Source organism: Marinobacterium sedimentorum (genome assembly GCF_024267675.1).
Taxonomy (GTDB): Bacteria; Pseudomonadota; Gammaproteobacteria; order Pseudomonadales; family Balneatricaceae; genus Marinobacterium_A; species Marinobacterium_A sedimentorum.
The window spans coordinates 40470-65260 of sequence record NZ_JALDYX010000027.1 but is presented as its reverse complement, the minus strand read 5'-3'; the positions used below and the strand labels follow the sequence as shown (position 1 = coordinate 65260).

General features: G+C 60.1%; 24 protein-coding genes. 7 read left to right on the top strand and 17 right to left on the bottom strand.

Annotated features, from left to right (window positions below):
- Positions 1-482, bottom strand: a 482-nt coding sequence (locus tag MRS74_RS18425) for a Na+/H+ antiporter NhaA (protein WP_254581746.1), incomplete at its 3' end; no start/stop codon positions are given.
- A gap of 321 nt (positions 483-803) precedes the next feature.
- Here MRS74_RS18425 and MRS74_RS18420 point away from each other — a divergent pair.
- The 3 genes from MRS74_RS18420 to MRS74_RS18410 all read left to right on the top strand — a co-directional run bounded on the left by MRS74_RS18420 (position 804) and on the right by MRS74_RS18410 (position 3244).
- Positions 804-1973: a baeRF3 domain-containing protein gene (locus MRS74_RS18420; protein WP_254581745.1), complete on the top strand. Its 1170-nt coding sequence runs from the start codon at positions 804-806 to the stop codon at positions 1971-1973.
- A gap of 36 nt (positions 1974-2009) precedes the next feature.
- Entirely contained in the window at positions 2010-2327 is a 318-nt protein-coding gene (locus MRS74_RS18415) for an HPF/RaiA family ribosome-associated protein (protein WP_254581744.1), read from the top strand.
- A gap of 170 nt (positions 2328-2497) precedes the next feature.
- Positions 2498-3244 (top strand): PRC-barrel domain-containing protein, encoded by a 747-nt coding sequence (locus MRS74_RS18410; protein ID WP_254581743.1) that lies wholly within the window; start codon positions 2498-2500, stop codon positions 3242-3244.
- Between the two features lie 658 nt (positions 3245-3902).
- Here MRS74_RS18410 and MRS74_RS18405 read toward each other — a convergent pair.
- The 15 genes from MRS74_RS18405 to MRS74_RS18335 all read right to left on the bottom strand — a co-directional run bounded on the left by MRS74_RS18405 (position 3903) and on the right by MRS74_RS18335 (position 18727).
- Positions 3903-5576, bottom strand: coding sequence for an electron transfer flavoprotein-ubiquinone oxidoreductase (locus tag MRS74_RS18405; protein ID WP_254581742.1), 1674 nt, complete (start codon positions 5574-5576; stop codon positions 3903-3905).
- Positions 5573-6226 carry a TetR family transcriptional regulator gene (locus MRS74_RS18400; protein WP_254581741.1) on the bottom strand — a complete coding sequence of 218 codons (654 nt, stop codon included), beginning with the start codon at positions 6224-6226 and terminating at the stop codon, positions 5573-5575. Before MRS74_RS18400 ends, MRS74_RS18405 begins: the two co-directional genes overlap by 4 nt.
- Before the next feature lie 94 nt (positions 6227-6320).
- On the bottom strand, positions 6321-7526 hold the full coding sequence (locus MRS74_RS18395; protein ID WP_254581740.1) for an acetyl-CoA C-acyltransferase: 1206 nt from the start codon (positions 7524-7526) through the stop codon (positions 6321-6323).
- A 10-nt stretch (positions 7527-7536) separates the two neighbouring features.
- Positions 7537-8007, bottom strand: a complete 471-nt coding sequence (locus MRS74_RS18390; protein WP_254581739.1) for a MaoC family dehydratase — start codon at positions 8005-8007, stop codon at positions 7537-7539.
- Positions 8008-8144: 137 nt separating this feature from the next.
- The gene (locus tag MRS74_RS18385) at positions 8145-8930 is read right to left on the bottom strand and encodes an SDR family oxidoreductase (RefSeq protein WP_254581738.1); all 786 of its coding nucleotides are present in this window, start codon (positions 8928-8930) and stop codon (positions 8145-8147) included.
- Positions 8931-8953: 23 nt separating this feature from the next.
- Positions 8954-9838 carry an SDR family oxidoreductase gene (locus MRS74_RS18380; protein ID WP_254581737.1) on the bottom strand — a complete coding sequence of 295 codons (885 nt, stop codon included), beginning with the start codon at positions 9836-9838 and terminating at the stop codon, positions 8954-8956.
- Between the two features lie 101 nt (positions 9839-9939).
- Entirely contained in the window at positions 9940-11094 is a 1155-nt protein-coding gene (locus tag MRS74_RS18375) for an acetyl-CoA C-acetyltransferase (RefSeq protein ID WP_254581736.1), read from the bottom strand.
- A complete protein-coding gene (locus MRS74_RS18370; RefSeq protein WP_254581735.1) occupies positions 11094-12155 on the bottom strand; it encodes an acyl-CoA dehydrogenase family protein in 1062 nt (353 codons plus the stop codon). Before MRS74_RS18370 ends, MRS74_RS18375 begins: the two co-directional genes overlap by 1 nt.
- A gap of 8 nt (positions 12156-12163) precedes the next feature.
- Complete coding sequence (locus tag MRS74_RS18365; protein WP_254581734.1) at positions 12164-13330, bottom strand: acyl-CoA dehydrogenase family protein; 1167 nt, start codon at positions 13328-13330, stop codon at positions 12164-12166.
- A gap of 8 nt (positions 13331-13338) precedes the next feature.
- Entirely contained in the window at positions 13339-14091 is a 753-nt protein-coding gene (locus tag MRS74_RS18360) for an enoyl-CoA hydratase family protein (protein WP_254581733.1), read from the bottom strand.
- A gap of 1 nt (position 14092) precedes the next feature.
- The gene (locus MRS74_RS18355) at positions 14093-15199 is read right to left on the bottom strand and encodes an NAD(P)H-dependent flavin oxidoreductase (protein ID WP_254581732.1); all 1107 of its coding nucleotides are present in this window, start codon (positions 15197-15199) and stop codon (positions 14093-14095) included.
- Positions 15196-16119 carry an enoyl-CoA hydratase gene (locus MRS74_RS18350; RefSeq protein ID WP_254581731.1) on the bottom strand — a complete coding sequence of 308 codons (924 nt, stop codon included), beginning with the start codon at positions 16117-16119 and terminating at the stop codon, positions 15196-15198. The genes MRS74_RS18355 and MRS74_RS18350 overlap by 4 nt, the downstream gene beginning before the upstream one ends.
- 13 nt (positions 16120-16132) lie before the next feature.
- Positions 16133-16942 carry a CoA-transferase subunit beta gene (locus MRS74_RS18345; RefSeq protein WP_254581730.1) on the bottom strand — a complete coding sequence of 270 codons (810 nt, stop codon included), beginning with the start codon at positions 16940-16942 and terminating at the stop codon, positions 16133-16135.
- A gap of 11 nt (positions 16943-16953) precedes the next feature.
- The gene (locus tag MRS74_RS18340) at positions 16954-17826 is read right to left on the bottom strand and encodes a CoA transferase subunit A (protein WP_254581729.1); all 873 of its coding nucleotides are present in this window, start codon (positions 17824-17826) and stop codon (positions 16954-16956) included.
- Positions 17819-18727, bottom strand: coding sequence for a VOC family protein (locus MRS74_RS18335; protein ID WP_254581728.1), 909 nt, complete (start codon positions 18725-18727; stop codon positions 17819-17821). The genes MRS74_RS18340 and MRS74_RS18335 overlap by 8 nt, the downstream gene beginning before the upstream one ends.
- A 575-nt stretch (positions 18728-19302) precedes the next feature.
- On the opposite strand from MRS74_RS18335, the gene MRS74_RS18330 reads away from it, so the two are divergent.
- The 4 genes from MRS74_RS18330 (at position 19303) to MRS74_RS18315 (ending at position 23408) form a co-directional block, all read left to right on the top strand.
- Positions 19303-20352: an AraC family transcriptional regulator gene (locus tag MRS74_RS18330; protein ID WP_256558000.1), complete on the top strand. Its 1050-nt coding sequence runs from the start codon at positions 19303-19305 to the stop codon at positions 20350-20352.
- 403 nt (positions 20353-20755) lie between these two features.
- Complete coding sequence (locus tag MRS74_RS18325; RefSeq protein ID WP_254581726.1) at positions 20756-21526, top strand: class II aldolase/adducin family protein; 771 nt, start codon at positions 20756-20758, stop codon at positions 21524-21526.
- Between the two features lie 16 nt (positions 21527-21542).
- On the top strand, positions 21543-22469 hold the full coding sequence (locus tag MRS74_RS18320; protein WP_254581725.1) for a TauD/TfdA dioxygenase family protein: 927 nt from the start codon (positions 21543-21545) through the stop codon (positions 22467-22469).
- 3 nt (positions 22470-22472) lie between these two features.
- Positions 22473-23408, top strand: coding sequence for an NAD(P)-dependent oxidoreductase (locus MRS74_RS18315; protein WP_254581724.1), 936 nt, complete (start codon positions 22473-22475; stop codon positions 23406-23408).
- Between the two features lie 445 nt (positions 23409-23853).
- Here the strand turns inward: MRS74_RS18315 and MRS74_RS18310 are convergent, their stop codons facing one another.
- Positions 23854-24789, bottom strand: a complete 936-nt coding sequence (locus MRS74_RS18310; RefSeq protein ID WP_254581723.1) for a bifunctional OB-fold nucleic acid binding domain-containing protein/MaoC family dehydratase — start codon at positions 24787-24789, stop codon at positions 23854-23856.
- Between the last annotated feature and the right edge of the window lie 2 nt (positions 24790-24791).

Sequence of the window (24791 nt, the reverse complement as noted above, 5' to 3'; positions counted from 1 at the left end):
ACGTCAGCACAATGGCGATACCGACCGCCGCGGCCAGCAACGAACCGATCAAGATCGGCCAGTTGGGCTTCGCGCTCGAAGTGCGTGTCGGCAAACGCCAAGCCGCCGATGAACAGCGCCATAGTGAAGCCGATGCCGGCCAGGAAGGCGGTGCCGATCAGCTGCCGCCAGGTTGCCCCTTCGGGCAGTGCGGCCAACCCGGTCTTCACGGCCAGCCAGCTGGCCAGGCCGATGCCGACCGATTTGCCGAGCACGAGCCCGACCATGATGCCCAGCGGAACGCCCAGCATCTGCTCGTAGGCCCATGCCCATGGCGAGTTGGCCCAGGCAAGCGCCACGATGGCGCAGCCCAGCAGCACCAGGCCGCCGGAGGCCTGCCGTTGTGCAAACGGCTGGAACGGCCGCACCACGCGGTCCCCTGCGCGCTCGACCTTCGTCCGGCCCAACATCTCTTCCTCATGCGCCAGACCGCCTGGATTCATGGTCGGTGGGACCCGAGCGCCGTGTCCGTGCACCGGCTTCTCGGCGTACGGGGCGGGAGGGTCGCATGCGTGGGAATCATCCGTTCTGATTGTCGCGATCCGTGCCTGCTGCACCGTGCGCAGCCGCACAGACGAGGTCACTCAAGCCGGTCAGACTGTACGCTTGCCCTGGACGACTTGCTGGTTGCGGGCCTGGTCAAGAACCATGTGGCATGCCGATGTCGCTGCAGACATTGCCGGTGTGCTACCGGTTTAACCAGTCCATGCGGAGTCGAACCCGTCCCCGCCCGCCGGGCCAGAGGCATCACAAGAGGAAGCAACATGAAGACCACACTCCCCCTCGACACACTCACCCCCGCCAGCCTGGCCGAACTCGCGTCGTTCCAGGGGCGGCCCTGCCTGTCGCTCTACCAGCCGACCCATCGACGCCATCCAGACAACCAGCAAGACCCGATCCGGTTCCGCCATCTGGTGAAGACGATGGAGACATCACTGCGACAGCAACACGCGGCCGATGCCGTCCAGGCCCTGGTCGAGCCGTTTGAGGCCGTGGTGCAGGACCACGACTTCTGGAACCACACGCTGGACGGCCTGGCCGTGCTGGGCGCACCGGGCCTGTTCCGCGTGTTCCTGCTGCAGAGACCGGTGACCGAATTGGCCGTGGTGGCCGACAGCTTCCACACCAAGCCGCTGCGCCGATGGCTGCAGTCGGTCGGGCGCTACCAGGTGCTGGCCCTGAGCCTGCATCAGGTGCAGCTCTTCGACGGTGATCGCAACGCGCTCGATGCCGTGGCGCTGGCGGCCGACGTGCCGCGGACGATGACCGAGGCACTGGGCGACGAACGCACCGAGCCGCACACCACCGTATCGTCGTATGGCGGCACCGGCGGCGGCCACATGGCCATGCACCATGGCCAGGGCGGCCGGAAAGACCAGATCGACGGCGACGCCGAACGCTTCTTCCGTGCGGTGGACCGTGCCGTGCTGGAGCACCACTCGCGCCCATCAGGCCTGCCCTTGATGCTGGCGGCCTTGCCCGAACACCACCACCTGTTCCGCCAGGTCAGCCACAACCCGTTCCTGATGGCCAGCGGCCTGATGGTCGACCCCCAGCGCCTGACACAAGACGAGTTGCAGCAGCGCGCCTGGGACGTGGCAGCGCCGCAACAGGCGGCACAACAGGCCGCATGGCGCGATGCCTATTTGTCCGCTGCGGCCAAGGGGCTGGGCAGCGAGGACCTGTCGCAGGTCGCCCATGCCGCAGTGGCCGGCCGCGTAGCGACGCTGCTGATCGAGGCCGAGCGCCAGGTGGCCGGAAGGATCGACGGGGCGACCGGGCGCATCGATCCTGCCGAACTCGACAACCCGCGCGTAGACGACGTGCTCGACGACCTGGGCGCGCTGGTCGAAAAGCTGGGTGGCGAGGTCCACGTTCTGTCGGCCGAGCGCATGCCTTCTCGTACCGGGGTGGCGGCGAGCTTTCGTCACTGAACCCGCGTGCGTCCCAAGACCCCACAGGAGAAGCCCATGAAGATCCAACTCAACACCGACGTCCACATCGACGGCACCGAGGCGCTTGCTGCGCAGGTGGCCGCCACGGTCGAGCAGGCGCTGGAGCGCTTCAGCGAACATGTCACCCGGGTAGAAGTTCATCTGAGTGACGAGAACGGCGACAAGAGCGGGCAGCACGACCAGCGCTGCATGCTGGAGGCTCGTCTCGAAGGCCGGCAGCCGGTGGCGGTGACGGACCACGCCGCGACGCTGGAGCAGGCGGTGCAAGGCGCCGCGCAAAAGCTGGCGCGTCTGCTGGACAGCATGCTCGGGCGGTTGCACGACCATCGCTAGAAGACGTCCGGCCTGCGCTTGTCCGGGACGGAACCGGCTCAGCGCTGATGGCCACGACCGCAACGAACGGAACGAATAAGAAATAGCGTGCAAGCTAATCTAAGTTTGTTCTATTTGCGCGGCAATGATTTGTTGTCTGCGTTTTCTTTTATCTGAAGAGTAAATACATCATGTTACATACGCTGAAAGATTTAGAAGGCTTTGCCATTCATGCCGCTGATGGCGATATTGGAGCAACCAAAGAATTTTATTTTGACGACAAGCAGTGGGTGATTCGTTATTTGGTGGTTGAAACGGGCCATTGGCTGGCCAGCAAAAAAGTATTGCTTTCACCAATCTCAATAAAACATGTAAATCTCGAAGGTAAGACACTCACCGTCTCTATCTCCAGAGAACAGGTAAAAAACAGCCCTGACATTGACACCCAAAAGTCAGTTTCGCGGCAGCATGAAGTGGATTACCTCGGATATTACGGTTATCCACCTTATTGGGGTAATACTGGCCTCTGGGGTGGTTATTCTAGCCCGTATATGATTGCGCCGGGCTACTCTAGTGTGGCTCCACAGCCAGATGAAGGTATTGATGTGCCGGATATGTTTGCAGACGCGGATGCTATCCGACACCGCAATCAAGACCGTCATCTCCGTAGTAGTCTTGCCGTGATGGGTTATCACCTTGAGGCAACGGACGGTGACCTGGGCCACTTGCAAGGTATGTTGATAGACACCGACACCTGGGCTATTCGTTATTTGATTATTAACACCAGTAATTGGTGGCTGGGTCATCAGGTTTTGATCGCGCCGAACTCGATTAAAGAGGTGAGTTGGGGTACCTCTAAAATTTATGTTGATATGACACAGCAACAAGTGAAAGGTGCTCCACTTTTTGACCCCGCCATCCCGTTCAATGACGAATAGGCGCTGAAGAAGATGGCATGATTGGTTATCTGTAAGAGCAGGAGTTGTCTAATCGTCATTCGAATCCACAATCCAGGAAGAAATCTATAGCCTGCATGAACATCATTTCCCGATGCCGGAGCCTCTAGTGAGGCGGCAGGTGTTGAGTCATGCATGCGCCTCAGGAGGAAATATGAAAAAGCTGGCCTTATTACTGATCGCCATCACCTGATCGCGGGGATCTGTAGTGGTCAACAAATTCCGGACACCTTGTTAATCATGGAGTCTGCATTCAACGTTTGAAAGAGCTGCAACTATGGATTCACTCCTCGCGATCGATGTCGAACAACTGCGGCCCCTGAAAGCCTGCGCGGCGAGACTCGAATGGACTACCAATGTGGGCAAACGAGGGTAACCGGGACAGCGCTGGACACCCTTGGAAGCCCTGCAGTTACATACCCTAAGGAGTAAGTAACTGCGATCAAGCCGGAGAAGATTCCAGCCTCTATGAGCATAGCCCAACGATCCACTGTCTCCGGGCATGGCGTCGAAATGCGGGGCCAGGGCCTGCCCTGCCTCCTATCGCTCAAACAGAAAAACCCCGCAACGGCGGGGCTTCTTCCTGTAATGCTGTTAACTGTTCCGCCTCACATTTTCACCCTCGCACCTCGCACCTTATTTACATATTCGGGTAAGTCGGACCGCCACCGCCTTCGGGGGTGACCCAGGTAATGTTCTGGGACGGATCCTTAATGTCGCAGGTTTTGCAATGGACGCAGTTCTGGGCGTTGATCTGGAAACGCGGGCCGCTCGCCTCTTCCACCACTTCATAGACCCCCGCCGGGCAGAAGCGCTGCGCAGGCTCGGCCCAGGTGGGCAGGTTGGTGCCAATGGGGATGCTGGCATCCTTCAGCTGCAGATGACTGGGCTGGTCTTCTTCGTGGTTGGTGTTGGACAGGAACACCGACGACAGCTTGTCAAAACTCAGCTTGCCATCGGGCTTGGGATAGTCGATTTTCTGGCTCTGCGCCGCCGGGGTCAGCTGGGCATAGTCAGCGCGGGTATCGTGCAGCGTAACAGGCAGTTTGCCGCCACACAGGTTCTGGTCGATGTAGTTGAAAGCTCCGCCTAAAAGGGTACCGAACCTGTGCATCGCCGGGCCAAAGTTGCGGCTGCGGAACAGGTCGTCGTAGAGCCAGGAGGCCTTGAACGAATCGGTAAAGTCCCTGAGATCCTTGCCGCCCTCGTCACCCTTGGCGATCGCCTTGAACACGGATTCTGCTGCCAGCATGCCGGATTTCATCGCCGTGTGGGTGCCCTTGATCTTGGAGAAATTCAGGGTGCCAGCATCACAGCCGAGCAGCATGGCGCCCGGCATGGTCATTTTGGGCAGCGAGTTGAAGCCGCCCTTGGCAATGGCGCGGGCGCCATAGGAAACGCGCTTGCCGCCTGCCAGGGTCTGGGCAAACAGCGGATGATGCTTCATGCGCTGGAACTCGTCGAACGGGCTCAGCCAGGGATTGCTGTAATTCAGGTCGATGATCAGCCCGACCACCACCTGGTTGTTCTCGGCATGGTACAGGAAGAAGCCGCCGTTGGTGCCTTTGTGGGCCTTGCCTGTCAACGGCCAGCCGGCGCCGTGCAGCACCAGGCCCGGCTGGTGCCTGGCCGGGTCGATGTCCCACAGCTCCTTGATACCAATGCCGTAATGCTGCGGATCGGCGTTCTTGTCCAGCGCGAATTTTTCAATCAACTGCTTGCCCAGGTGTCCGCGGCAGCCTTCGGTGAACAGGCTGTACTTGGCGTGCAGCTCCATGCCCGGCATGTAGCTGTCCTTGGGCTGGCCATCATGGCCGATGCCCATGTCGCCGGTGGCGATGCCTTTCACGCTGCCCTTGAGCGGGCCGTCTTCGTGATAAAGCACTTCGGCGGCGGCAAAGCCCGGGAAGATCTCGACACCCAGTTCCTCGGCGCGCTCGCCCAGCCAGCGGCACAGGTTGCCAAGACTCGCAATGTAGTTGCCGTCGTTGTGCATCGTCCTGGGCGCCAGCGCATTGGGGATGCGGCGGGCGCTTTCGGCGTCTTTCAGCAGGTAGATCTGATCTTCGGTGACCGCGGTGGTCAGAGGTGCCCCACGCTCCTTCCAGTCGGGAAAGAGTTCAGCCAGGGCGCGGGGCTCGATCACCGCGCCCGACAGTATATGGGCACCGACTTCTGAGCCTTTTTCCACCACACAGACCGTCAGCTCGCGTTCGGCGTCCTGGGCCTGCTGCATCAGGCGAATGGCGGCGCACAGACCCGCAGGACCCGCGCCTACAATCACCACATCGAATTCCATCGACTCACGATTCATAGGTACTCCACATCATGGTCTGTATTGTTGGGAAAACCCTTAAGCGACTGAAGATTGGCAATTAATGTGCCCACAAGAATTTCAGCATTGCCGGACAAAGAGAAACTCTCCGAGCGCTGCAGCCAGCTGGTGATGAAGCCGTCCATCACCGCCTTGATAAAGGAAGATGCGAACTCCAGGTCCAAACTTGCAGGAAGCTGGCCCCGTTGAATCGCATTTTTTAGCATCACCAAACGCCGGTCATGCTGCTCGCGTATAAAGCTGCTGACCGGCTCAGGCGCGCCACCCAGCGCCAGGCCTGAGCTCTCGCGCATGAACATGATCATCACCAGACAGAAGCCCTGATCCTGTTCAATGCTGATCAGCATCTGCACCAGCAACAGCCTGAGCTTTCCAAGTGGATCATGCTCGTCGTCGGAGAGGCATGCCTCACTGAGGCTCTTGAGGGGCCTGGAGTAATGTTCACAAATAGCCTCGAAAAGATCCCACTTGTGTTTAAAATGCCAATATATTGCACCGCGCGTGCAGCCAACAGATCTCGCAATCTCCGTCAGGCTGCAACTGGACACACCCTGTTCGGCAAAGGCTTCCAGGCCCTTTTGCATAATCAGCAGACGGGTATGCTGTGCCTCTTCCCGGGTTCGACGCATAAGCCCCTCATTGTCTGGAACAGGACAGCAGATGACGGCCCCAAAATCAGGCCGTTACCGCACCGCCATTCAGTGGTAACACTTGCCAGCTGAATCAGGGGCAGACTTCAAACAAACCGGCTGCGCCCATGCCACCGCCAATACACATGGCGATCACGACATATTGCACCCCGCGGCGACGCCCTTCGATCAGCCCATGCCCGACCATGCGCGCACCGGACATGCCGAACGGATGACCGATCGAGATAGCACCGCCGTTCACGTTCAGGCGGTCATTGGGAATGCCGAGCTGATCGCGGCAGTAAAGCACCTGACTGGCAAAGGCTTCGTTGATTTCCCACAGGCCGATATCACTCACCTGCAGCTTGAAACGTTCCAGCAGTTTTGGAATGGCATAGACGGGTCCGATACCCATTTCTTCGGGCTTGCAGCCCGCTACGGCAATACCTTTATAAATCCCCAGTGGCGCTATACCACGACGGTCCGCCTCTTCACGGCTCATCAGCAGGGTGGCAGCCGCACCGTCGGAAAACTGGGACGCATTACCGGCGGTAACGTGCTTGCCTTCGCTAATCCACTGACCGTCCTTCCACACCGGCGCAAGGCTCGCCAGGCTTTCATAGGTCGTCTGCGGACGATTGCACTCGTCACGGTTGGCGACGACCTCTTTGTGACCGGCCGGCTTGCGGTCGGCATCGAACAGCAGCTGCTGCGCGGTTAGCGGCACGATCTCGTCGTCGAACAGACCCGCTTCCTGCGCGGCGGCGGTACGCTGCTGACTCTGCAACGCATAGCGGTCCTGCGCTTCGCGGCTGATGCCGTAACGCTCCGCCACCAGTTCGGCGGTTTCGATCATCGGAATGTAGGCACTGGGAGCCACTTCCTTGACCGCATCCGACTGTGCCCGGTAGCTGTTCTTGTGCCTGGTCTGGGTCAGCGACAGCGACTCGACGCCACCGGCCACGGCAATCTTCATCTCGCCGGCCAGAATGCTCTTGGCGGCCACGCCTATAGTCATCAGGCCGGACGCGCACATGCGATCCAGCGCCATGCCCGGCACCGAATCTGGCAGACCGCCGGTATAGGCGCACAGGCGGCCGATGTTGTAGGCCTGGGTGCCCTGCTGCACTGCGGCGCCCATGATCACGTCTTCGACGGCCTCCGGCTCGATACCGGCACGCTCGACTACGGCACGGACCACATGACCGCCCAGTACCGGCGCTTCAGTATCATTGAAAGCGCCGCGGAACGACTTGGTCAGCGCGGTACGCGCGGTGGATACTATGACTGCTTCGCTCATTTAGTTCTCCTCACTGTGCCGGACTGAAGATGTAACGGCTGATGGTATCGATCACGCAGCCAGGGCGCTCGCTACCCTCAATCTCGACGGTGACGCGCACGGTGGCCTGCACCGCCTGCTTGATCGTTTCAACATAAAGCACTTCGCCACGACCGCGGATGCGGCAACCCACCGGCACCGCCGCCGGGAAGCGCACCTTGTCGCAACCGTAGTTGACGGCCATCTCCAGGTTCTGAACCTCCATGAGCTGGGGCAGGAACAAGTTGGCCAGCGACAAGGTCAGAAAACCGTGCGCAATGCAGCGACCGAAGGGGCCCTCGGCTGCGCGTACCGGATCAACGTGAATCCACTGGTGATCACCGGTGGCCTCGGCAAAAAGATCGATCCGCTGCTGGGTGATCTCCAGCCAGTCGGTAAAGCCCAGGTCCATGCCCTGCGCCGCCAGCAGTGCCTGGGCACTGGCAAAGGTTTGGTTCGCCATCTCGATCTCCTTAAGCCTGCTGGGAACTGACCGAGACGACTTCGCCGGTCATGCTAAAGGGAGGAACATAGTTGCTGGCGTCACGGCCAGCGCTACTGACCCCGGTCACAGTGATGTCATTAGCCATAACAGTGTCCTCAGGCTTGCTGCGATGAGACCGAGACGACTTCGCCGGTCATGTAGGAGGCGTAATCACTGGCCAGGAACATCATTACGTTGGCCACTTCCCAGACCTCGGCGGCACGGCCAAAGGCTTCACGGCTGGACAACTGCGCCAGCAGCTCTTCACTGGAGGCCTTTTTCAGGAAGTCGTGCAGGGCGATCGACGGCGATACCGCATTGATGCGCACGCCATGCTCGGCCGCTTCCAGCGCACTGCAGCGGGTCAGCGCCATCACACCGGCCTTGGCCGCGGCGTAGTGCGCCTGTTCCTTCTGCGCGCGCCAGCCCAGCACCGAGGCGTTGTTGACGATGGTGCCGCGACCGCGGGCCTGCATGTGCACCAGCATGGCGCGGGTCATGCGAAAGGTGCCGGTCAGGGTGATGTCCAGTACCCGGTGCCATTCGTCGTCGCTCATGTCGACGATCTTTTTCTGGCCGCCAAGGCCTGCGTTGTTGATCAGCACATCGACTCCGCCCAGCTGCGCTTCGGCCGCAGCAACCAGTGCCTGCACCTCCTCTTCTTTGGTGACGTTGCACAGCTGACCGTAGATCTCATCCAGCCCGGTTTGCTGTTTCAGCGCCGCCACCGCCTCTTCCAGTCGGCGCGGATGGATATCGGAAATCATCAGCGCCCGACAGCCCTCTTCGGCGGCACGGCGGGCGGCGGAAAAGCCGATACCGGCACCGGCGGCAGCGGTAATAAGAACCGACTTGCCCTTGAGCAGGCCATGACCTTCAACGTATGCGGGAATCTTGCTCATGCTATTACTCACAATCGTGCTCCTCAGCTGCCCCAGACTTTCTGTGCCGGTACGGCTTGTGCAATCAATTTGTATACCGCATCCCCGACGTCTTCGGGCTTCCAGGCTGCGCCCTTGTCGACGCCCTGAGTCGAGCGCCAACCGTCACAGATGGAGATTTTTCCGCCTTCCGATTCAAACACCTTGCCGGTCACGTCCCCGGCCTCCTCCGTCGCCAGCCAGGCCAGCACAGCGGAGACATTTTCCGGCGCCCAGTAATCAAAGCTGCCATCGTTGGGTTTGGCCATGCGGGTCGCCATCGATTCCACCGCCGTAGTCATGCCGGTGCGCGCTGCTGGCGCCACCGCGTTGGCGGTAATGCCGTAACGGCCCAGTTCTGCCGCCTGGTTCAGGGTCAGCGCAGCAATACCGGCCTTGGCGGCGGCATAGTTGGACTGGCCGATGGAGCCCTGCAAACCGGCACCGGAAGTAGTGTTGATAATGCGGGCATTGACCGCCTTGCCGGCTTTGGACTGGTCACGCCAGTACTGCACGGCGTGGGAGCTGATGCAGAAGTGGCCTTTCAGATGGACCGCCATGATGCTGTCCCAGTCCGCTTCGGTCATGGAGGCAAACATGCGGTCGCGATTGACGCCGGCATTGTTCAGCACCACATGCAGGTCACCAAAGGTATCGATGGCCTGTTGCACCGCCCGGGCGCTGTCTTGGTAGTGTGTGATATCGGAGGTGTTGACCACCGCCTGGCCGCCTGCCGCAGTGATGTCATCCACGACGGCTTGCGCCGCAGCTGCATTGATATCGTTGACGACCACGGCACAGCCTTGTGCCGCAAACACTTTTGCGTGGGCCGCGCCCAGACCGCCGCCAGCACCGGTAATAATGGCCACTCGACCTTGTAAAATAGACATAGTTTCCCCCTAAACTTGCAATGACCCGCACCGGCGGCGCAGGCCATGAATTCGGCTCGAATGTGCCCGTTGCACAGAACTCACACCGGTACGATTCGGCTTTAGCCCAGCCGCTCGATAATCGTCACGTTGGCCTGGCCGCCACCTTCGCACATGGTCTGCAGGCCGAAGCGGCCCTGACGGCGCTCCAGTTCATGCAGCAGCCCGGTCATCAGGCGCACGCCGGTCGCACCCAGCGGATGCCCCAGGGCGATGGCGCCGCCATTGACGTTAATGCGATCAGGGCTGTAGCCGGTTTCCCGCTGCCAGGCCATGACCACCGAGGCGAAGGCCTCGTTGATCTCGACCAGGTCGATCTCATCGAGGTGCATGCCGGCCTTTTTCAGCGCCGCAGCGGTGGCCGGAATCGGCGCCCGCAGGTGCCAGATGGGGTCGTCGCCGCAGACGCTGATATGGTGAATACGCGCGCGCGGCCTCAGCTTGTAACGTTTGAGCGCGGCTTCGGACACCACCAGCATGGCGGCCGAGGCATCGCAGGTCTGGCTCGACACGGCGGCCGTGATGGACGGGTACTCCGGTGCCACCGGCTCCAGCTCCGCCATCTTTGCCAGCGTGGTCTGACGCGGGGTTTCATCGCGGCTGACGCCTTCCAGCGACACGATCTCGCGCTCGAAGTAGCCGGCCTCGATCGCCGCCAGTGCACGGCGGTGACTTTCCAGCGCGAAGACCTCCATATCGGCGCGGCTGATACCCCAGTGATCGGCAATGCGCTGGGCGGCATAGAACTGGTTCACCGGCGCATCGCCAAAGCGCGCCTGCCAGCCCTTGCTGCCGGAGAAGGGATCGCTGAAGCCCAGCGGCTGACCAGCCAGCATCGCCGAGGCAATGGGGATCTGGGTCATGGTCTGCACGCCGCCGACGGCGATCACATCCTGGGTACCGCTCATCACCGCCTGGGCCGCGAAGTGCAGCGCCTGCTGCGAGGAACCGCACTGGCGGTCCACCGTAGTGCCGGCCACATTCAGCGGCAAACCGGCCGCCAGCCAGCTGGTGCGGGCGATATCGCCGGCCTGGGAGCCGATGGTATCGACACAGCCGAAAATCACATCGTCGTACTCGTCGGCCGGTATGACGTTACGTTCCACCAGCGCCCTGAGCGCGTGCGCTCCCAGGTCGATGGCATGCACATGGGACAAACCGCCCTTGCGCCGCCCGGTGGGCGTGCGCAGGGCATCGACTATATAAGCTTCAGCCATCACGACCTCCCGAATACATGACCGGGGCCCAGGGCGGCACCATCGCTCAATACCGCCGCACTGATGCGGGCCTTGTGGAAAATACGACCACCCCAGGCGGATTCCAGTGCCCAGCTGCGCTTCATGAACATCTGCAGGTCCACCTCCCAGGTGTACCCCATGGCGCCGTGTACCTGGATGCCATGGCGGGCCGCCAGATGCGCGGCCTCAGCGCAGGCCTGGTGCGCCAGCGACACATGCAGCGGAGCATCGACATCGCCGTGCTGCAGCGAGTAGGCCGCGCGGTAGAGCACGGGCTTGGCGAATTCGATTTTTCCGGCCACATCGGCCAGATGATGTTTCACGGCCTGGAAGCTGCCAATCGGTTTGCCGAACTGCTTGCGCTGGGCGGCATAATCGACCGACAGATCCAGCATCCGCTGCGCCAGCCCCAGCAGCTGCCCCGCCACCGACAGCGCACCGCGGTTCAGTGCCTGATCCCAGATCGGCTGACCGGTAGCGGCATCGGCAATACGGGTCGCGCTGCCCGGTTCCCACATCACGCGGCACAGGCGGCGTGACGAGTCGATGCTGGGGTTGTGCTCGACATCGATCAGCGAGCGCGGCACGGCGTGAATCTCGCCGGCGTGATTGAGCAGCGTGAAATCCGCCAGGTGAGCATCGGCCACCAGCGGATTGACCGGATGACCGATGGCGATGCGCAGACTGCCCTCGGCGATCTGCTCCAGCCAGCCCTGGCGGTCGCTCACGCTGTCTGGCAGCGCACTGATCAGGCCGGCGCTGACATAGGCGGTATCGGCCAGGGAATCGGGAATGCCGTAGTAGCCCAGCTCCTGGGTCATCAGCGACCAGGCCACATCCCCCATCCCCAGGCCACCGGCCTCTTCGGGGATCGACAGCGCCGTGAGCCCCTGCTCGGCGATCTTGTGGCGCAGGTCCGGCGAGCGGCCGGAGTCGGTTTCCCAGATTTCGCGCAGCGTTTCGGGCGCGGCCTCGGTCATGAGGAAGCGGCTGATCGCTTCCCGGAAGCTGAGCTCGTCATCAGTAAAAGTGAAATCCATGGCGAACCTCAGGCTTTTGGCAGGCCGAGCATGCGCTCAGCGATTATGTTGCGTTGAATCTCGTTGGCGCCGGCGTAAATCGGGCCGGCCTGGGCAAACAGGAAGCCCTCCAGCCAGCCGTCGGCATCGCCGCTCTGCGGCGCACCGGCCAGCAGCTCGCCGCGCGCGCCCAGAATCCGCATGGCGGTTTCATGGATTTTCAGATCCAGCTCCGACCAGACAATCTTGTTGATGCTGGACTCGGCACCAATCTTGTCGCCGCGGGCGATGCGTCCCACGGTGTGGTAGGCGGACAGCGCATAGGCCTCGGCGCCGGCCCAGGCTTCCAGCACCGCATCACGGATGCCGGGATCACGATCCGCCTCGGTCTGATGCGCCTTGTACAGCTCGATCAGCTTGCGTACCGGCTGCTGGAAACGGGCCGGTGAGCGCAGCAGCAGGCCACGCTCAAAACCGGCCGTCGCCATCGCCACCTTCCAGCCCTGCCCCTCGTCGCCGATGCGGTTCTCCACCGGCACCCGCACGTCGTCGAAAAAGATCTCGGCAAAGGCATCCTTGCCGTTCAGGGCCTTGATCGGACGAATGGTTACGCCCTCGGCATCCAGCGGCACCAGCAGGTAGGACAGACCGTGATGACGGCTGGAGCCGGGATCGCTGCGGAACAGCCCGAACACCCAGTCGGCGAAGCTGGCACGGGTGGACCAGGTCTTCTGGCCGTTGATTACATAGTGATCCCCGTCACGGATCGCCTTGCTGGAGACGGCGGCCATGTCGGAGCCGGCGTTGGGTTCGGACCAGCCCTGGGCCCACATGTCGTCACTGGCCGCCATGCGCGGCAGAAAGCGCTTTTTCTGCGCCTCGGTGCCAAATTCCATCAGCGTGGGGCCCAGCAGCAGCTGGCCATTCTGGTTGACACGCATAGGCGCATCGGCGGCGTAGTATTCCTCTTCAAAAATCAGCCACTCGGTCAGGTCGCAGCCGCGACCGCCCAGTTCCTGGGGCCACATCACCATCGACAGGCGCGCATCAAACAGCTTGCGCTCCCACTCGCGGTGCTGCTCGAAGCCTTCGCGGGTGTCGTAACTGGCCAGCTTTTCAGCCGGCAGATTGGCCGCCAGCCAGGCCCGCACTTCGGCACGAAAGGCTTGCTGTCGGGGGGTATAGGTCAGATCCATATCGCGCCTCAGAAGGTTGCGTCACGTTTTTCGACAAAGGCCCGGCGGGTTTCGGCCGAGTCCGGACTGGTGTAGGCCTGCAGCGTGAAACCCTGCTCCCAGCGGTACTTGTCTTCCAGATTGCCATCCTCGATGCCGTTCAGCGCCTCCTTGGCAATTCGGATCATGGCCGGGCTCTTGGCCGCGATTTTGGCGGCAATCTCCAGTGCCGCTTCGCGCAGCTGCGCCTTGGGAAGGATGCGTTCGATAAAGCCATAGCGATCCGCCTGGAGCGCAGTCACCGTTTCGCCGGTGAAGAACATGTGGCGCACCTTCTGTACCGGGAACAGGCGCTGCAGGTGAGCGCCCCCGCCCATGGCGCCGCGGTCCACCTCCGGCAGGGCAAAGGTGGCGCAGTCGGAGGCCAGCACTATGTCAGCCGCCCCGGTGATACCGATACCACCGCCGAGCACATAGCCGTGCACGGCCACGATCACCGGTACGGCACAGCGGTGTACCGCCTTGAAGGTGGCGTAGTTGCCGGCGTTGACCTCGATGATGCGCTCGGGATGCTGATCCAGCTCCTTGATATCCACGCCGGCGCAGAAACCCCGCCCCTGGGCGCGGATCACGACGACACGAACATCCGGATTACTGCCCAGGGCATCGATGCCCTGCGCCAGCTCGAACCACTCACGGCTATCGAGGGCGTTGACCGGGGCTTTGTCGATCACCAGTTCGGCGATGCCGTTTTCTATCTGTATCGAATGGGCTCTGCTCATATCAGGATGCCTCCTCCAGTGTCTGCGCACAGGCGATACGGCTGCACAGTGCCTCCAGACAGTTTTCAGCGTCACCGGCGATCGTTGCGATCAGCTGCGGTGCACTGACTAATTCATTGATTGCGGCGGCCACCTGACCGCTGGGCAGAATGCCCTCGTCCGGAATCCCCTGGACCATGGAGCGCTGCAGCAGCACCGGCTGGTTGGCCGACATCACCACCTGCGACATCTGCGCCGGGTCCTCCTTCACCGCCCTGAAAAACACCTTCAGCATGTGGCCGAAGGTCATGCCGGTCTCGCGCTTCCACTGGCGCGCGCTGCTGAGCGCGATCCACAGCTTGCGCATCGGGCTCGCGCCCTCGAGCTTGCGAATGAAGACGTTCTCGACCATGCGGTGGCGCATGCCGTCCACCGCCGTGGTCACGCGGATCTTCTGGGTATCCTGCACCGCCAGGTAGCGCGCCAGGGTCTGCTCCGGCGTTGGTGAGTCGGTGGTCATCATGAAGCGGGTGCCCATGGCGATGCCGCAGGCACCGGCGGCCAGTGCTGCAGCCAGGCCACGGCCGGTGGAATAGCCGCCGGCCGCGATGACCGGCACATCCACGCCATCCAGCACCTGGGGCAGCAGGATGCTGGTGGGCACGGCGCCGGTATGGCCGCCGCCCTCACTACCCTGAATCGTGATCATGTCCGCGCCCAGCTCCACCGCCTTGATCGCGTGCTTGAGCGCACCTACCGTGGGGATACAGAGCACCTTGGCGGCCTTGAGCCGGCCAATGGTTTCCTGGTCGGGGCCGCGGCCATAGCTCACGGCTTTGAGCCGGTACTGGATCGCCAGCTCGACGCACTGCAGCGCATTTTCCTGGAACATGTGAAAGTTCAGGCCAAAGTTGCTGCCGCCGGTGGCATCGATCACCTTGCGGATCTCGCCTTCCAGCTGGGCGGGCTCAATGGTGGCGCCGGCCAGAAAGCCGAAGCCGCCGCCCTTGGTGGTGGCGATCACCAGATTGGCATCCGACACCCAGCCCATGGCGGTCTGCACAATCGGGTAGCGACAGCCCAGCCGGCGGGTCAGCTCGGTCTGCAGCAGGGCTTTTACGCGGCTCATGCCGGCTCTCCCCGGTCTTTTGCCTCGGCCTTGTTGGCCCGGGCCATCCCCTTGGCGTCGTAACCGCCGAGCAGGTCTCCGGAGACCTGCTCATTGTGCACATGGGCGAAGTGGTGCCAGGCGAAGGCCGCTTCCATGCCGGTGCGCTTGCCCTGCAGGTCTTCAATGTGATTGATGACCTGCTTGGTCAGCGCCAGGCCCATGCGCGGCTGGCGGGCAATCTTGGCCGCCATCTCGTAAGTGGTGTCGGCCAGGGCCTCGCGGGACACGACACGGTTTACCATGCCCATCTCGTAGCCACGCTGGGCACTCATGCGATCTCCCAGGAACAGGAACTCCTTGGCCACGCGCGGGTTCAGCTCGAAGGGATGGGCAAAATACTCCACCCCCGGAATGCCCATGCGCACCACCGGATCCTGGAAGAAGGCATCATCGCTGGCGACGATCAGATCGCAGACCCAGGCCAGCATCAGACCACCGGCCACACAGGCGCCCTGCACCATGGCAATGGTCGGCTTGGGCAGCTCGCGCCAGCGCCGACACATGCCCAAATACACTTCCTGCTCACGGGCGTAGAGGTACTCGCCGCCGGGCTTGTTGGTGTGATCCCACCACAGCTGGCGACGCTTGAATTCCTTGTTGATATCCCGCCCCGGCGTGCCGATGTCATGACCGGCCGAGAAGTGCTTGCCTTCACCGCGCAGCACAATCACCTTGACGCTGTCATCGTCCACGGCCTGGCGAAAGGCATCATCCAGGGCGTAGGTCATCTGCGAGTTCTGCGCGTTGTTGAAGCCCGGGCGGTTCATGGTGATGGTGGCAATACCGGCCTCGGCCCGGTACAGCACCGGCGCGTCGGTCTCGTAAACCGCCTTGTCTTCACGCTGAACAAAGTCCTGCGGTTGATTGGCTGCAGTCATGACAGGCTCCCGTTTACTGGCCGGTGGTCGCAGCGCGAACGCCCGGCGGATTGTCCTTGAGCTGACGGGCACGGAGGTTGTGCGGGTCCAGCTTGCGAATCAGCGCCAGCTGCTCATCTGTCGGCTGCGCGGTCTCGCCCATATCCGGTGCCTGCAGCAGCTCAAAGCCGGTGCTGGCCTGCACCTCCTCAAAGGTCACGCCCGGATGCAGCGAGCGCACACGGATGGCATGCTCCGGCCCTTCGAAATCCATCACGCAGAGATTGGTCACGATGTGGCGGATCTCCATCAGGTCCTGGCGCATGTGCTCGATCCAGCGCGCCGGGTTGTAGCCGACGCCGGAGACCATATCGACCTCGCCTGCCACGAATACCCGCGTGTTGTGCGCGGGCACGAACAGCGAATTGATATGGTTGATGCTGTTGCCGGGCAGGCCGCGCACGCCCAGCATCGCCACCTTGGGCTTGTCGTAGTCGCCGATGCAGGACAGGTTGGTCTGGCCAAAGCGGTCGATCTGGGTCGGGCCTATCATGGCGTGACGCCGGCCGCCCCAGACACACTCGAATACACGCTCAAAGGACATGTAGCCTGAGTACTTGGGTACATAGTCACCGCGCGGGCCGACCGGGATCGGCTCCTCCACCAGCAGCGTTTCGCTGTCGGTCATCAGCAGTTCCGGAGCGTGGGTCATCTTGGCCAGGCTGGCGCCCAGGCGCGGGATGATGCCCAGGCCGGAGGCCAGGATTTCGCCATCGCCGCGGAAAGCTTCGGAAGCGGCCACAATCATCAGTTCGGCCAGCGTAAAATCACTGTTGGTCGTCATTGTGCCTCTCCTTAAAATGTCGGCAGCGGCAGGCTGCCCATCGCATCAGCGCCGCCGTTGGCGGCCTGGTAACCTGCTTCGCCGGAACGGATGAACTCGTTCATGTAGATGTCCCAGCCGCCGTCCTGGCTGGCGCTGTCGACATAGCGTTTGAGGTGCTGCATGTCCCAGCCATAAGCAGGCGCGCAGGTCGTCGGGTGCGCACCCAGGGGGGCGTGAACCACGCCCTGCACCAGGTAGCGCTCAAAGGTATTGTCACGGGCACTGTCGGCATCCAGCTGCAGACGCTCCACCACCTGTTCGGCGGACAGGATGCAGCGCTTGGCCGCACGGGCAAAAAGGTGATCGAAATAGGGATCGGTACCGGTGATCAGGCTATTGCCCAGCTGATCGGCGACATTGACGTGCACAAAGGCCAGATCCAGATTCAGCGCCGGCATGGCCAGCAGCTCTTCGCCATCGTCGTAGGGCGAGCGAATGGTCTTGAGGTTGTTGTGGCGGATTACATCGGTTGCCAGACCACAGCGGGTCGGCAAAAACGGCATGCGCATGCCGGCGGCGCGCAGGCCCCACTGGAACATGCCCTCATCCAGCTCCATGACTTCGATCTCGCCGGCCTGACGCACCTTGCGGAACCAGGGCTCGAGCGGGATCGCATCCAGGGTGGCGAAGCCGAACACCAGCTTTTTCACCTTGCCGGCCGCACAGAGCATGCCGACCTCTGGGCCGCCATAGGACACCAGCGTCAGGTCTTTCACGTCGCTGCGCAGAATTTCGCGCACGATGGCCATGGGTTTGCGGCGCGGGCCCCAGCCGCCAAAGCCGATGGTCATGCCATCGCGCAACTGTGCGACCGCCTCGGCGGCCGTGATCTGCTTATTCATCGTTTGCTCCTTGTGGCTGGCCAACCGAAAAGTCATGCCCCCAGAGGCTGACACGGGTGAATTCGAAGGCGCTGTGCTGTTCCCAGTCCAGTTGCAAACCGCCGTAGCCGTATTCAAGATCAAAGCCCGACGGGGTCTTCATGTAGAACGAGGTCATCTCATCGTTCAGGTGCTGGCCCAGGGTCGCCGACAGCTTGATGCCCTGCGCCTGGTGACGGTCATGGGCACGGCCCACCTCGGTCATGGAGTCAACCTCGACCATCACATGCACGCAGCCGGTCGACACCGGAAACTCGGCGATCGCCAGGCTGTGGTGGCGCGGGTTGTTGCAGTGCATGAAGTGGATGCGCAGCGGATCTGCGTCTGGGGCCGGGCGGTGATTGAAGGCATCGGACAGACCAAAACCCAGTACATCTTTCAGGAAGGTGCGGGTTTCATCGAAATTCGGTGCTGGCAGCACGGTGTGACCCAGCCCCATGGTGCCGGTGACAAAACGCGGCACGCCCTGGGGTGACACAAAGGGCTGGCAGTCGGAACGATGTCCCCAGTAGAGTTCGTGACGGTTGCCGGACGGGTCCTTGACCATGGCCAGCGCCTGCACGCCGCGCTGATCACACAGCGCAGCATCGCCCTGCTCCCAGGCGATGCCACGCTGATCCAGGTCGGCGGTGGCGGCGGCGAAGGCCTCTTCCGAGGCCAGTTCCCAGCCCGACGCCAGGTAACGGCTGTCCGGGCCCTCGACGACGAGCATGCGGAAGGGGCGCTCATCCATCTTGATGTACAGACCGCCATCCGGGGCGCTCGAGGTCATCATCCCCAGCACCTGCTCGGCATAGTGCCGCCATTCCTCGAGGCTTTCGGCCTGGGCCACAAAGTAGCCCAACTCACGAATATCGATCATCACATCCCTCCCGGGGCTTGTTCTTTAACAGCCATTATGGGAACGGGCGGCCAGCACCTCATCGTCCATTGAGACTAAACAGAATCGGGGAAAGAGACGGGGAACCCATCAATCGGCGGTTCATTGCTGGGTTACGCCCCTTCGGGGCTGCATCCAACCTAGATTCCAACTGGCACCGGGGACGCAGGTACCTGCACTTGCTGCACTTGCTGCACTTGCTGCATTTGCTGCACTTCCTGGCCTTCCTGGCCTTCCTGGGGGGAGAAGAGATGACGCTCACATGGGTACTTCGTTTCAACGAAAGACCAGGGATGAGCACCCCTGCTTCATCTATTAACCCACAGGGTTAACCTTGCGCCAGTGGCATAGATCGTATTGAGTACATATTCGGAATGACCATATGGTCCGTTTGGACGATGCCCTTTCTGACCGGGCGAGCAATTATATTCAATAAATACTAAGAGAATTTATGAAGGCCACACCAGCTTGATTGTTTCGGTTGCTTTCATCATTAAATGTAGCTGGCTTTCCTTAGTGTCTGCTGCATCGCTTAGTTTTACGTTCTCTATTATTTTTTGAATGGAGTACATCCAATCAATACCGATAGCCGCTATATCATCTGGCTACTCGACTTTCTCGCTAGAAAGGGAGTCGATATAGAATCATTGTCCAGAATCCACCAACTGACCGATCTTGAACGTCTCGATATTTCGATTAGTGGTGCAACTCATAGAGCGCTCTTATCGGATGCGCTGCAGTTGACGGGTGAAAGCGGGCTTGGGCTTAAACTTGGGTATCAACGATCACTAGCCACCTATGATCAATTGGCTTACCTGATAATGAGCTGCGCAACCTTGCGAGAGGCCACTGAGAAGGGCCTGAAGTACCAGAATTATCCCGGCCGTTTTTCCGGCAATGCGATTATTACAACCTTCAGTGAAATTGACGGTCAGGGCTGTTATCAGGTCAGCGTAAAAGAAGACCTGGAGGAGCTCAGGCTGCTGGCAGTTGAAGACCTGCTCAGCAATATCATGACTACCGCGCGATGGGTTCTTGGCCAACCACTGCCAGTGACACAATTGCGTTGCGACTATCCCGAGCCACCCCATGTAGAAGACTATCGAGCAATATTTAACTGCCCGATGCAATTTGACACACCCGTGATTCAGTTATTTTTTGATGCAGCAATACTCGACCAACCTCTTCCCAATGCCAGCCCTCAAAGTGCACGACTCTATGCGTCCGTGTGTGAAGAGAAGAGCATTGCTCGCCAGGGGGGGAATGTAGCCTGGCGACTATGGCAGTTAATAGTCAAAGATCCTGCCAACCCACCTGATATGACGGATGCAGCGCAGGCGCTGTGCTGCAGCACTCGTACACTTCACCGCAAGCTACAGTCCGAGGGATGGCAGTATCAGCAGCTGATTGATCAGATTAGAGAGATTCATGCCAGCCGGGTATTGAGTGATCCTACCCTATCGGTTACGCAAGTTGCATTGCAGCTAGGCTATTCTGATCATTCTGGATTTCTTAAGGCATTCAAAAAATGGACGGGGCTTACACCCACTGATTTTCGCACCAAACTCTGGGGCCCCCAGCAGCCTATCGGACTTGGCCGATCGTAGCGAGGGAAAGTCCGTTTTGAGGCAGTTTTTGAGCTATTTTGAGGCAAATAATGGTTCTATTTAACAAAAAAGAGGACGAAAAATGACCAAAATCGGCTTTTTTGCAGTAGATCAGTGGTAAGTCCGACAGGCTGCTAGATAACCCCGTAATTGACGCCAAATCGAGAAACCGAGCCAGTCACAGCAATGGGAGTCGATTTAATTCCTTACTTTAATTCCATTCTGAATAAAGATTTATTCCATCGGACTGATCCCTATGCCAACCGGCGAGGTTTTCGAAGTGCCCTCTTTTTTAACCACCAAGTTGTCCGTATAGGCCTGTTTATTGGCCTCATTATCCAATTCATCACTATTCGGCAGAGGTACCATGACTCAACACTGCAGCAAAATAAGGATTAAAATCGTGTTGAAGACTGACTACGTCAATGTTGAAATGTTATCAAAGTTTGCACCTCGCCCAGGCAGCAGAGCGCTGCTCCCAGAAATAACCCCAAAAGCTCAAGTCGCACTAATGTGTCGCATGTTGTTTGCCGAAGGATGGAATGATCATATTGCCGGACACATCACTGTGCGCCAGCCCGATGGAACCATCCTGACAAACCCCTGGGAACTAACCTGGGATGAAGTGACCGCTAGTGACATCATTACGCTGGATGAAAAGGGCAATATCCTCGATAGCGACTGGAACACCACGCCTGCGATAGGCCTCCACCTACAACTTCATGAAGCTCGCCCAGACGTCAATGTAGTCATACACAACCACCCGAAATGGAGTGGCATCTGGGCCAACCTGCAGGAGATTCCTCCCATCTATGATCAGGCGGGTGCCTATTGTGGATTAGAGTTACCGATTTATAACGAATACCTGGGTACTTTCGAGGATGAAGGTGCCAGCCTAACAGCAGTGGAAAGCATTGGTGATGCAAAATGGGCGCTATTGGCCCATCACGGTGCGCTGGTTCTTGGCCGTGACCTCCGTCAGGCCCATCTACGTGCAGCAACCCTGGAATGGCGTTGCCGCAGAGCTTATGAAGTGCGTTTGGCCGGAGGGGCGCAGCCGCTTGCCGATGAGGTTGTCAACCAGGTGGGTCTGCCTGATCCGAATGGATTCCCGTTCCTGTGGGAAGCGATGGCGCGTCGTGAACTTCGACGTGACCCAACGGTACTGAACTGATCAGGAGCAACCAGGCATGTCACTTACTATTAAGCCACTTGAAAATATTGGTGTAGAACTACTGGGGTTTGATATTTGCCAGCCCTATACCGATGAACTGAAAGAACAGCTGCGTTCGATTTGGTATGAGCACGGGGTAGTGCTATTGCGCAATCAGGACGTCACGCCTGAGCGCCAGATTGAGTTCAGCCGGATCTTTGGCCCGCTAGAGATGCATCCGCTTAAAGCAACAGTTTCGGCGGCTAATCCGGAATTGTTTGAGGTGGAAAGCGGGGGCGAAAAGGATAAACCGATGACTGCGTCCTACAAAGGCGAAACGGTTGTTGGTCGTCTCGATTGGCACTTCGATTTGCACTATACGGGCAAGCCCAACCATGGCGCAGTGTTGACCGCTGTTGAGGTAGCCGGTGAAGGTGGCTTGACGGGCTTTGGGGATCTCGCCAAAGCATATGATGCGCTAGATGAAGACACCAAAACACTGTTGGACAAAATCGAAGTTGTCTACGCATTCAGCATGCAGCGCCGCCATATGCGCTATGTCGATCTGGTAGGGTATGAGCCTGGGCCTTACAGCCCCAAAAAGCCCTCTGATGTTAGATTCCCCGACTTTCCAGAGTCGGTCTATCCCGCGGCCATGACCCACCCGGTAACGGGGGCCAAGGTGCTGGGCGTTGTAGAACAGTTTCTTGACCGCATATCTACCCCCTATAAAGCGGGGCTCTCCAACGATGAGTCTATTGAGCTTTTGGAACGTCTTGTAGCACATACCCGTGATCCAGGGTTCCACTACTTCCATCAGTGGCAGCCTGGTGACCTGGTGTTATGGGATAACTGGCGCGCGATGCACTGTGCCACAGGAACCCCGGTTGGGGTCCGTCGGCGGATCAATCGCACAACCATTAAAGGTGATCATCAATTGGGCCGGGTATTGCTGGAGGAATAACGGATGCGCATCGCACTGCAATTCGAGCTACCCACTCTCCTGGATGGCATTCTCGAGGTTGCGCCACAGGCAGATGTAGTAATCCTCACTCCAGATACTCCACTGGAACACATTGGCCCGGTAGACGTGGTGCTGGCCACGCCGGGCGGCAGTGAACAACTGGCGCGCTTGCTTGAGGTGTCCCCGCAGCTTCAGTGGATACATATTCTGGGTACCGGGGTTGATGACTACCCAATGGAGCTGTTGGCCGGGAGGTTGGTTACCTGCTCCAAAGGGGCAACAGCGCCCCCCATTGCCGAGTGGGTAATGGCGATGATCCTGGCACATGCCAAGCGATTACCGGGTAGCTGGATTGATAAGCCTCCAGCACAGTGGTTTATGGCCGATTTCGACTCACTTGAAGGCAAGACTCTTGGAATCATCGGGTTTGGCGAGATTGGCCAGGCCATTGCCAAGCGTGCACTGGCGTTCGATATGAAGGTTTTGGCTACGGTACGCAGCTTCCGCCCATCCTGTATGCCAGGGGTGGAGTTACTGGAGAATATAGATGATCTGATTCCCAGGGCAGATCATCTGGTTCTTGCACTGCCGGCAACTGCGCAGAGCGCAGGGCTACTCGATGCTCGTCGTTTATCTGAGATGAAGGCAGGCAGCCACCTGGTCAACATTTCCCGTGCAATATTGATTGACCATATTGCGTTGCTGGAGGTGCTTGATAAAGGACAGATTGCCAGGGCGTCTTTGGATGTTGTGAATCCGGAACCACTCCCGCGGGAGCATTGGCTCTATACGCACCCACGTGTCAAGCTGAGCCCTCACACCTCATGGAATGCGCCACTCAGCCATGAACGAATGCTGCATGCCTTCTTTGCCAATCTACATCGCTGGCTGGAGGGAGAAACGCTGCAGGGGGTTGTGGATACCACAGCCGGTTACTGACCGGTAGCAAGTGAAATAACCTCCGGCAAAGCCGGAGGCTTATCAGCGAACACCCTCGAAAGGTTATCAGTGGCTGGCAGTCGTGCGGAAAAATCGCCACCAAAACATCAGAACGGCCTCAATCCCCTCAGCAGCCGGCGAGCACCGGGATTATGTTCCGATCAGACCCAAAGGGGTGAGGCAGGGACTGCCGACCCCCCGATTATGTACAGGATGTGCTGGCTTTAACCTTGAAGGTCGGCACCCGCACAATGGCGTCCGCACTGAGCGCGATAGATATGTCCGTTAACCACCTGTAGGAGCCCACTCTGTGGGCGAATAATGCCATGCCGACCTCAATTCGCCCGGAGACCGGGCTCCCACAATGTTCCCGCACACAAAAAAAGCCGCCTCAAGCGAGTGCTGGAGGCGACGAAGGGTGCATATAAATGTAAAAAGGTGCGTATCAGCGGTACAGGATAACCAGGTCGTTGATGACCGACGGGCGCTCACTGCCTAGCACGTGGATATTGACCTCCAGCGTCAGCACTGTGCCCTTGCGGGACTGCTGCACCGACTTGACCCGCGCCCTGGCGTGAATGCGGGACCCGGCCGGAACCGGTGCCGGAAAGCGCAGCCGGTCGGAGCCGTAATTGACCATGGTCGAGAAGCCCGTGATGTCGAACGGCAGCGCGAAGTTGAGCCGCGACTGCAGCACCTGCACCAGCGATCCGTGCGCAATGGTGCTACCGAAGGGACTCTCTTTGGCGGCGCGTTCGGGATCCGTGTGGATCCAGTAGTCGTCGCCGGACAGCTCGGCGAAGGCGTCGATCAGCGCCTGGTTCACCTCGATCGGCGCGCTCCAGCCGGTAAACTCATCACTGACCAGCGCCTGCAGCGCCGCCGGATTTGTCACAGGCACCTGCACCTGGCCCTTGTCGTTGCGCGGCAGTTCAGCCAGCGGGTCGACATAGGGCAGGGACTCCAGCGCCTTGTCGGCCCCGGTAAAGCGCAGCAGGGTATTGCCCCTGGCATCGACCCGATCGAGCACCGCCTTCACGGCCATGCCGACTCGGATCTCGTCTTCGTCAAGCCCCACCAGCGTGCTGTTGATGCGCACGCCCTGCTCCAGCTCGACCACGGCCAGCGCCTGCGGCATCTCGTCGGCAAACTCCGGCAGCGTCGGGATGCGGGTCAGGGTATAGCTGTACAGCGTGCCCCTGCCGTCGACCTTGCGCCACGCCAGATCATGCGCCAGGCAGTGACTGCAGTGGCGGCGCGGGAAAAACACCCAGCCCTCGCACTGGTTGCACTGCTGGATACGGATCTCGCCGTCGTTAAGGCCCTGCCAGAAGGGCCTGGAAATCTCGGTCATCACTGGCATCGGTTTCAGACTTGCCATGC

Excerpts from the sequence above, each read along its gene's own strand:
- MRS74_RS18335 (WP_254581728.1), bottom strand. The coding sequence starts at position 18,727 with ATGATCGATATTCGTGAGTTGGGCTACTTTGTGGCCCAGGCCGAAAGC.
- MRS74_RS18355 (WP_254581732.1), bottom strand. The coding sequence starts at position 15,199 with ATGAGCCGCGTAAAAGCCCTGCTGCAGACCGAGCTGACCCGCCGGCTG.
- MRS74_RS18410 (WP_254581743.1), top strand. The coding sequence starts at position 2,498 with ATGTTACATACGCTGAAAGATTTAGAAGGCTTTGCCATTCATGCCGCT.
- MRS74_RS18350 (WP_254581731.1), bottom strand. The coding sequence starts at position 16,119 with ATGACTGCAGCCAATCAACCGCAGGACTTTGTTCAGCGTGAAGACAAG.
- MRS74_RS18420 (WP_254581745.1), top strand. The coding sequence starts at position 804 with ATGAAGACCACACTCCCCCTCGACACACTCACCCCCGCCAGCCTGGCC.
- MRS74_RS18405 (WP_254581742.1), bottom strand. The coding sequence starts at position 5,576 with ATGAATCGTGAGTCGATGGAATTCGATGTGGTGATTGTAGGCGCGGGT.
- MRS74_RS18385 (WP_254581738.1), bottom strand. The coding sequence starts at position 8,930 with ATGAGCAAGATTCCCGCATACGTTGAAGGTCATGGCCTGCTCAAGGGC.
- MRS74_RS18415 (WP_254581744.1), top strand. The coding sequence starts at position 2,010 with ATGAAGATCCAACTCAACACCGACGTCCACATCGACGGCACCGAGGCG.
- MRS74_RS18395 (WP_254581740.1), bottom strand. The coding sequence starts at position 7,526 with ATGAGCGAAGCAGTCATAGTATCCACCGCGCGTACCGCGCTGACCAAG.
- MRS74_RS18380 (WP_254581737.1), bottom strand. The coding sequence starts at position 9,838 with ATGTCTATTTTACAAGGTCGAGTGGCCATTATTACCGGTGCTGGCGGC.
- MRS74_RS18340 (WP_254581729.1), bottom strand. The coding sequence starts at position 17,826 with ATGAATAAGCAGATCACGGCCGCCGAGGCGGTCGCACAGTTGCGCGAT.
- MRS74_RS18320 (WP_254581725.1), top strand. The coding sequence starts at position 21,543 with ATGTCACTTACTATTAAGCCACTTGAAAATATTGGTGTAGAACTACTG.
- MRS74_RS18370 (WP_254581735.1), bottom strand. The coding sequence starts at position 12,155 with ATGGATTTCACTTTTACTGATGACGAGCTCAGCTTCCGGGAAGCGATC.
- MRS74_RS18310 (WP_254581723.1), bottom strand. The coding sequence starts at position 24,789 with ATGGCAAGTCTGAAACCGATGCCAGTGATGACCGAGATTTCCAGGCCC.
- MRS74_RS18375 (WP_254581736.1), bottom strand. The coding sequence starts at position 11,094 with ATGGCTGAAGCTTATATAGTCGATGCCCTGCGCACGCCCACCGGGCGG.
- MRS74_RS18345 (WP_254581730.1), bottom strand. The coding sequence starts at position 16,942 with ATGACGACCAACAGTGATTTTACGCTGGCCGAACTGATGATTGTGGCC.
- MRS74_RS18360 (WP_254581733.1), bottom strand. The coding sequence starts at position 14,091 with ATGAGCAGAGCCCATTCGATACAGATAGAAAACGGCATCGCCGAACTG.
- MRS74_RS18365 (WP_254581734.1), bottom strand. The coding sequence starts at position 13,330 with ATGGATCTGACCTATACCCCCCGACAGCAAGCCTTTCGTGCCGAAGTG.
- MRS74_RS18315 (WP_254581724.1), top strand. The coding sequence starts at position 22,473 with ATGCGCATCGCACTGCAATTCGAGCTACCCACTCTCCTGGATGGCATT.
- MRS74_RS18400 (WP_254581741.1), bottom strand. The coding sequence starts at position 6,226 with ATGCGTCGAACCCGGGAAGAGGCACAGCATACCCGTCTGCTGATTATG.
- MRS74_RS18390 (WP_254581739.1), bottom strand. The coding sequence starts at position 8,007 with ATGGCGAACCAAACCTTTGCCAGTGCCCAGGCACTGCTGGCGGCGCAG.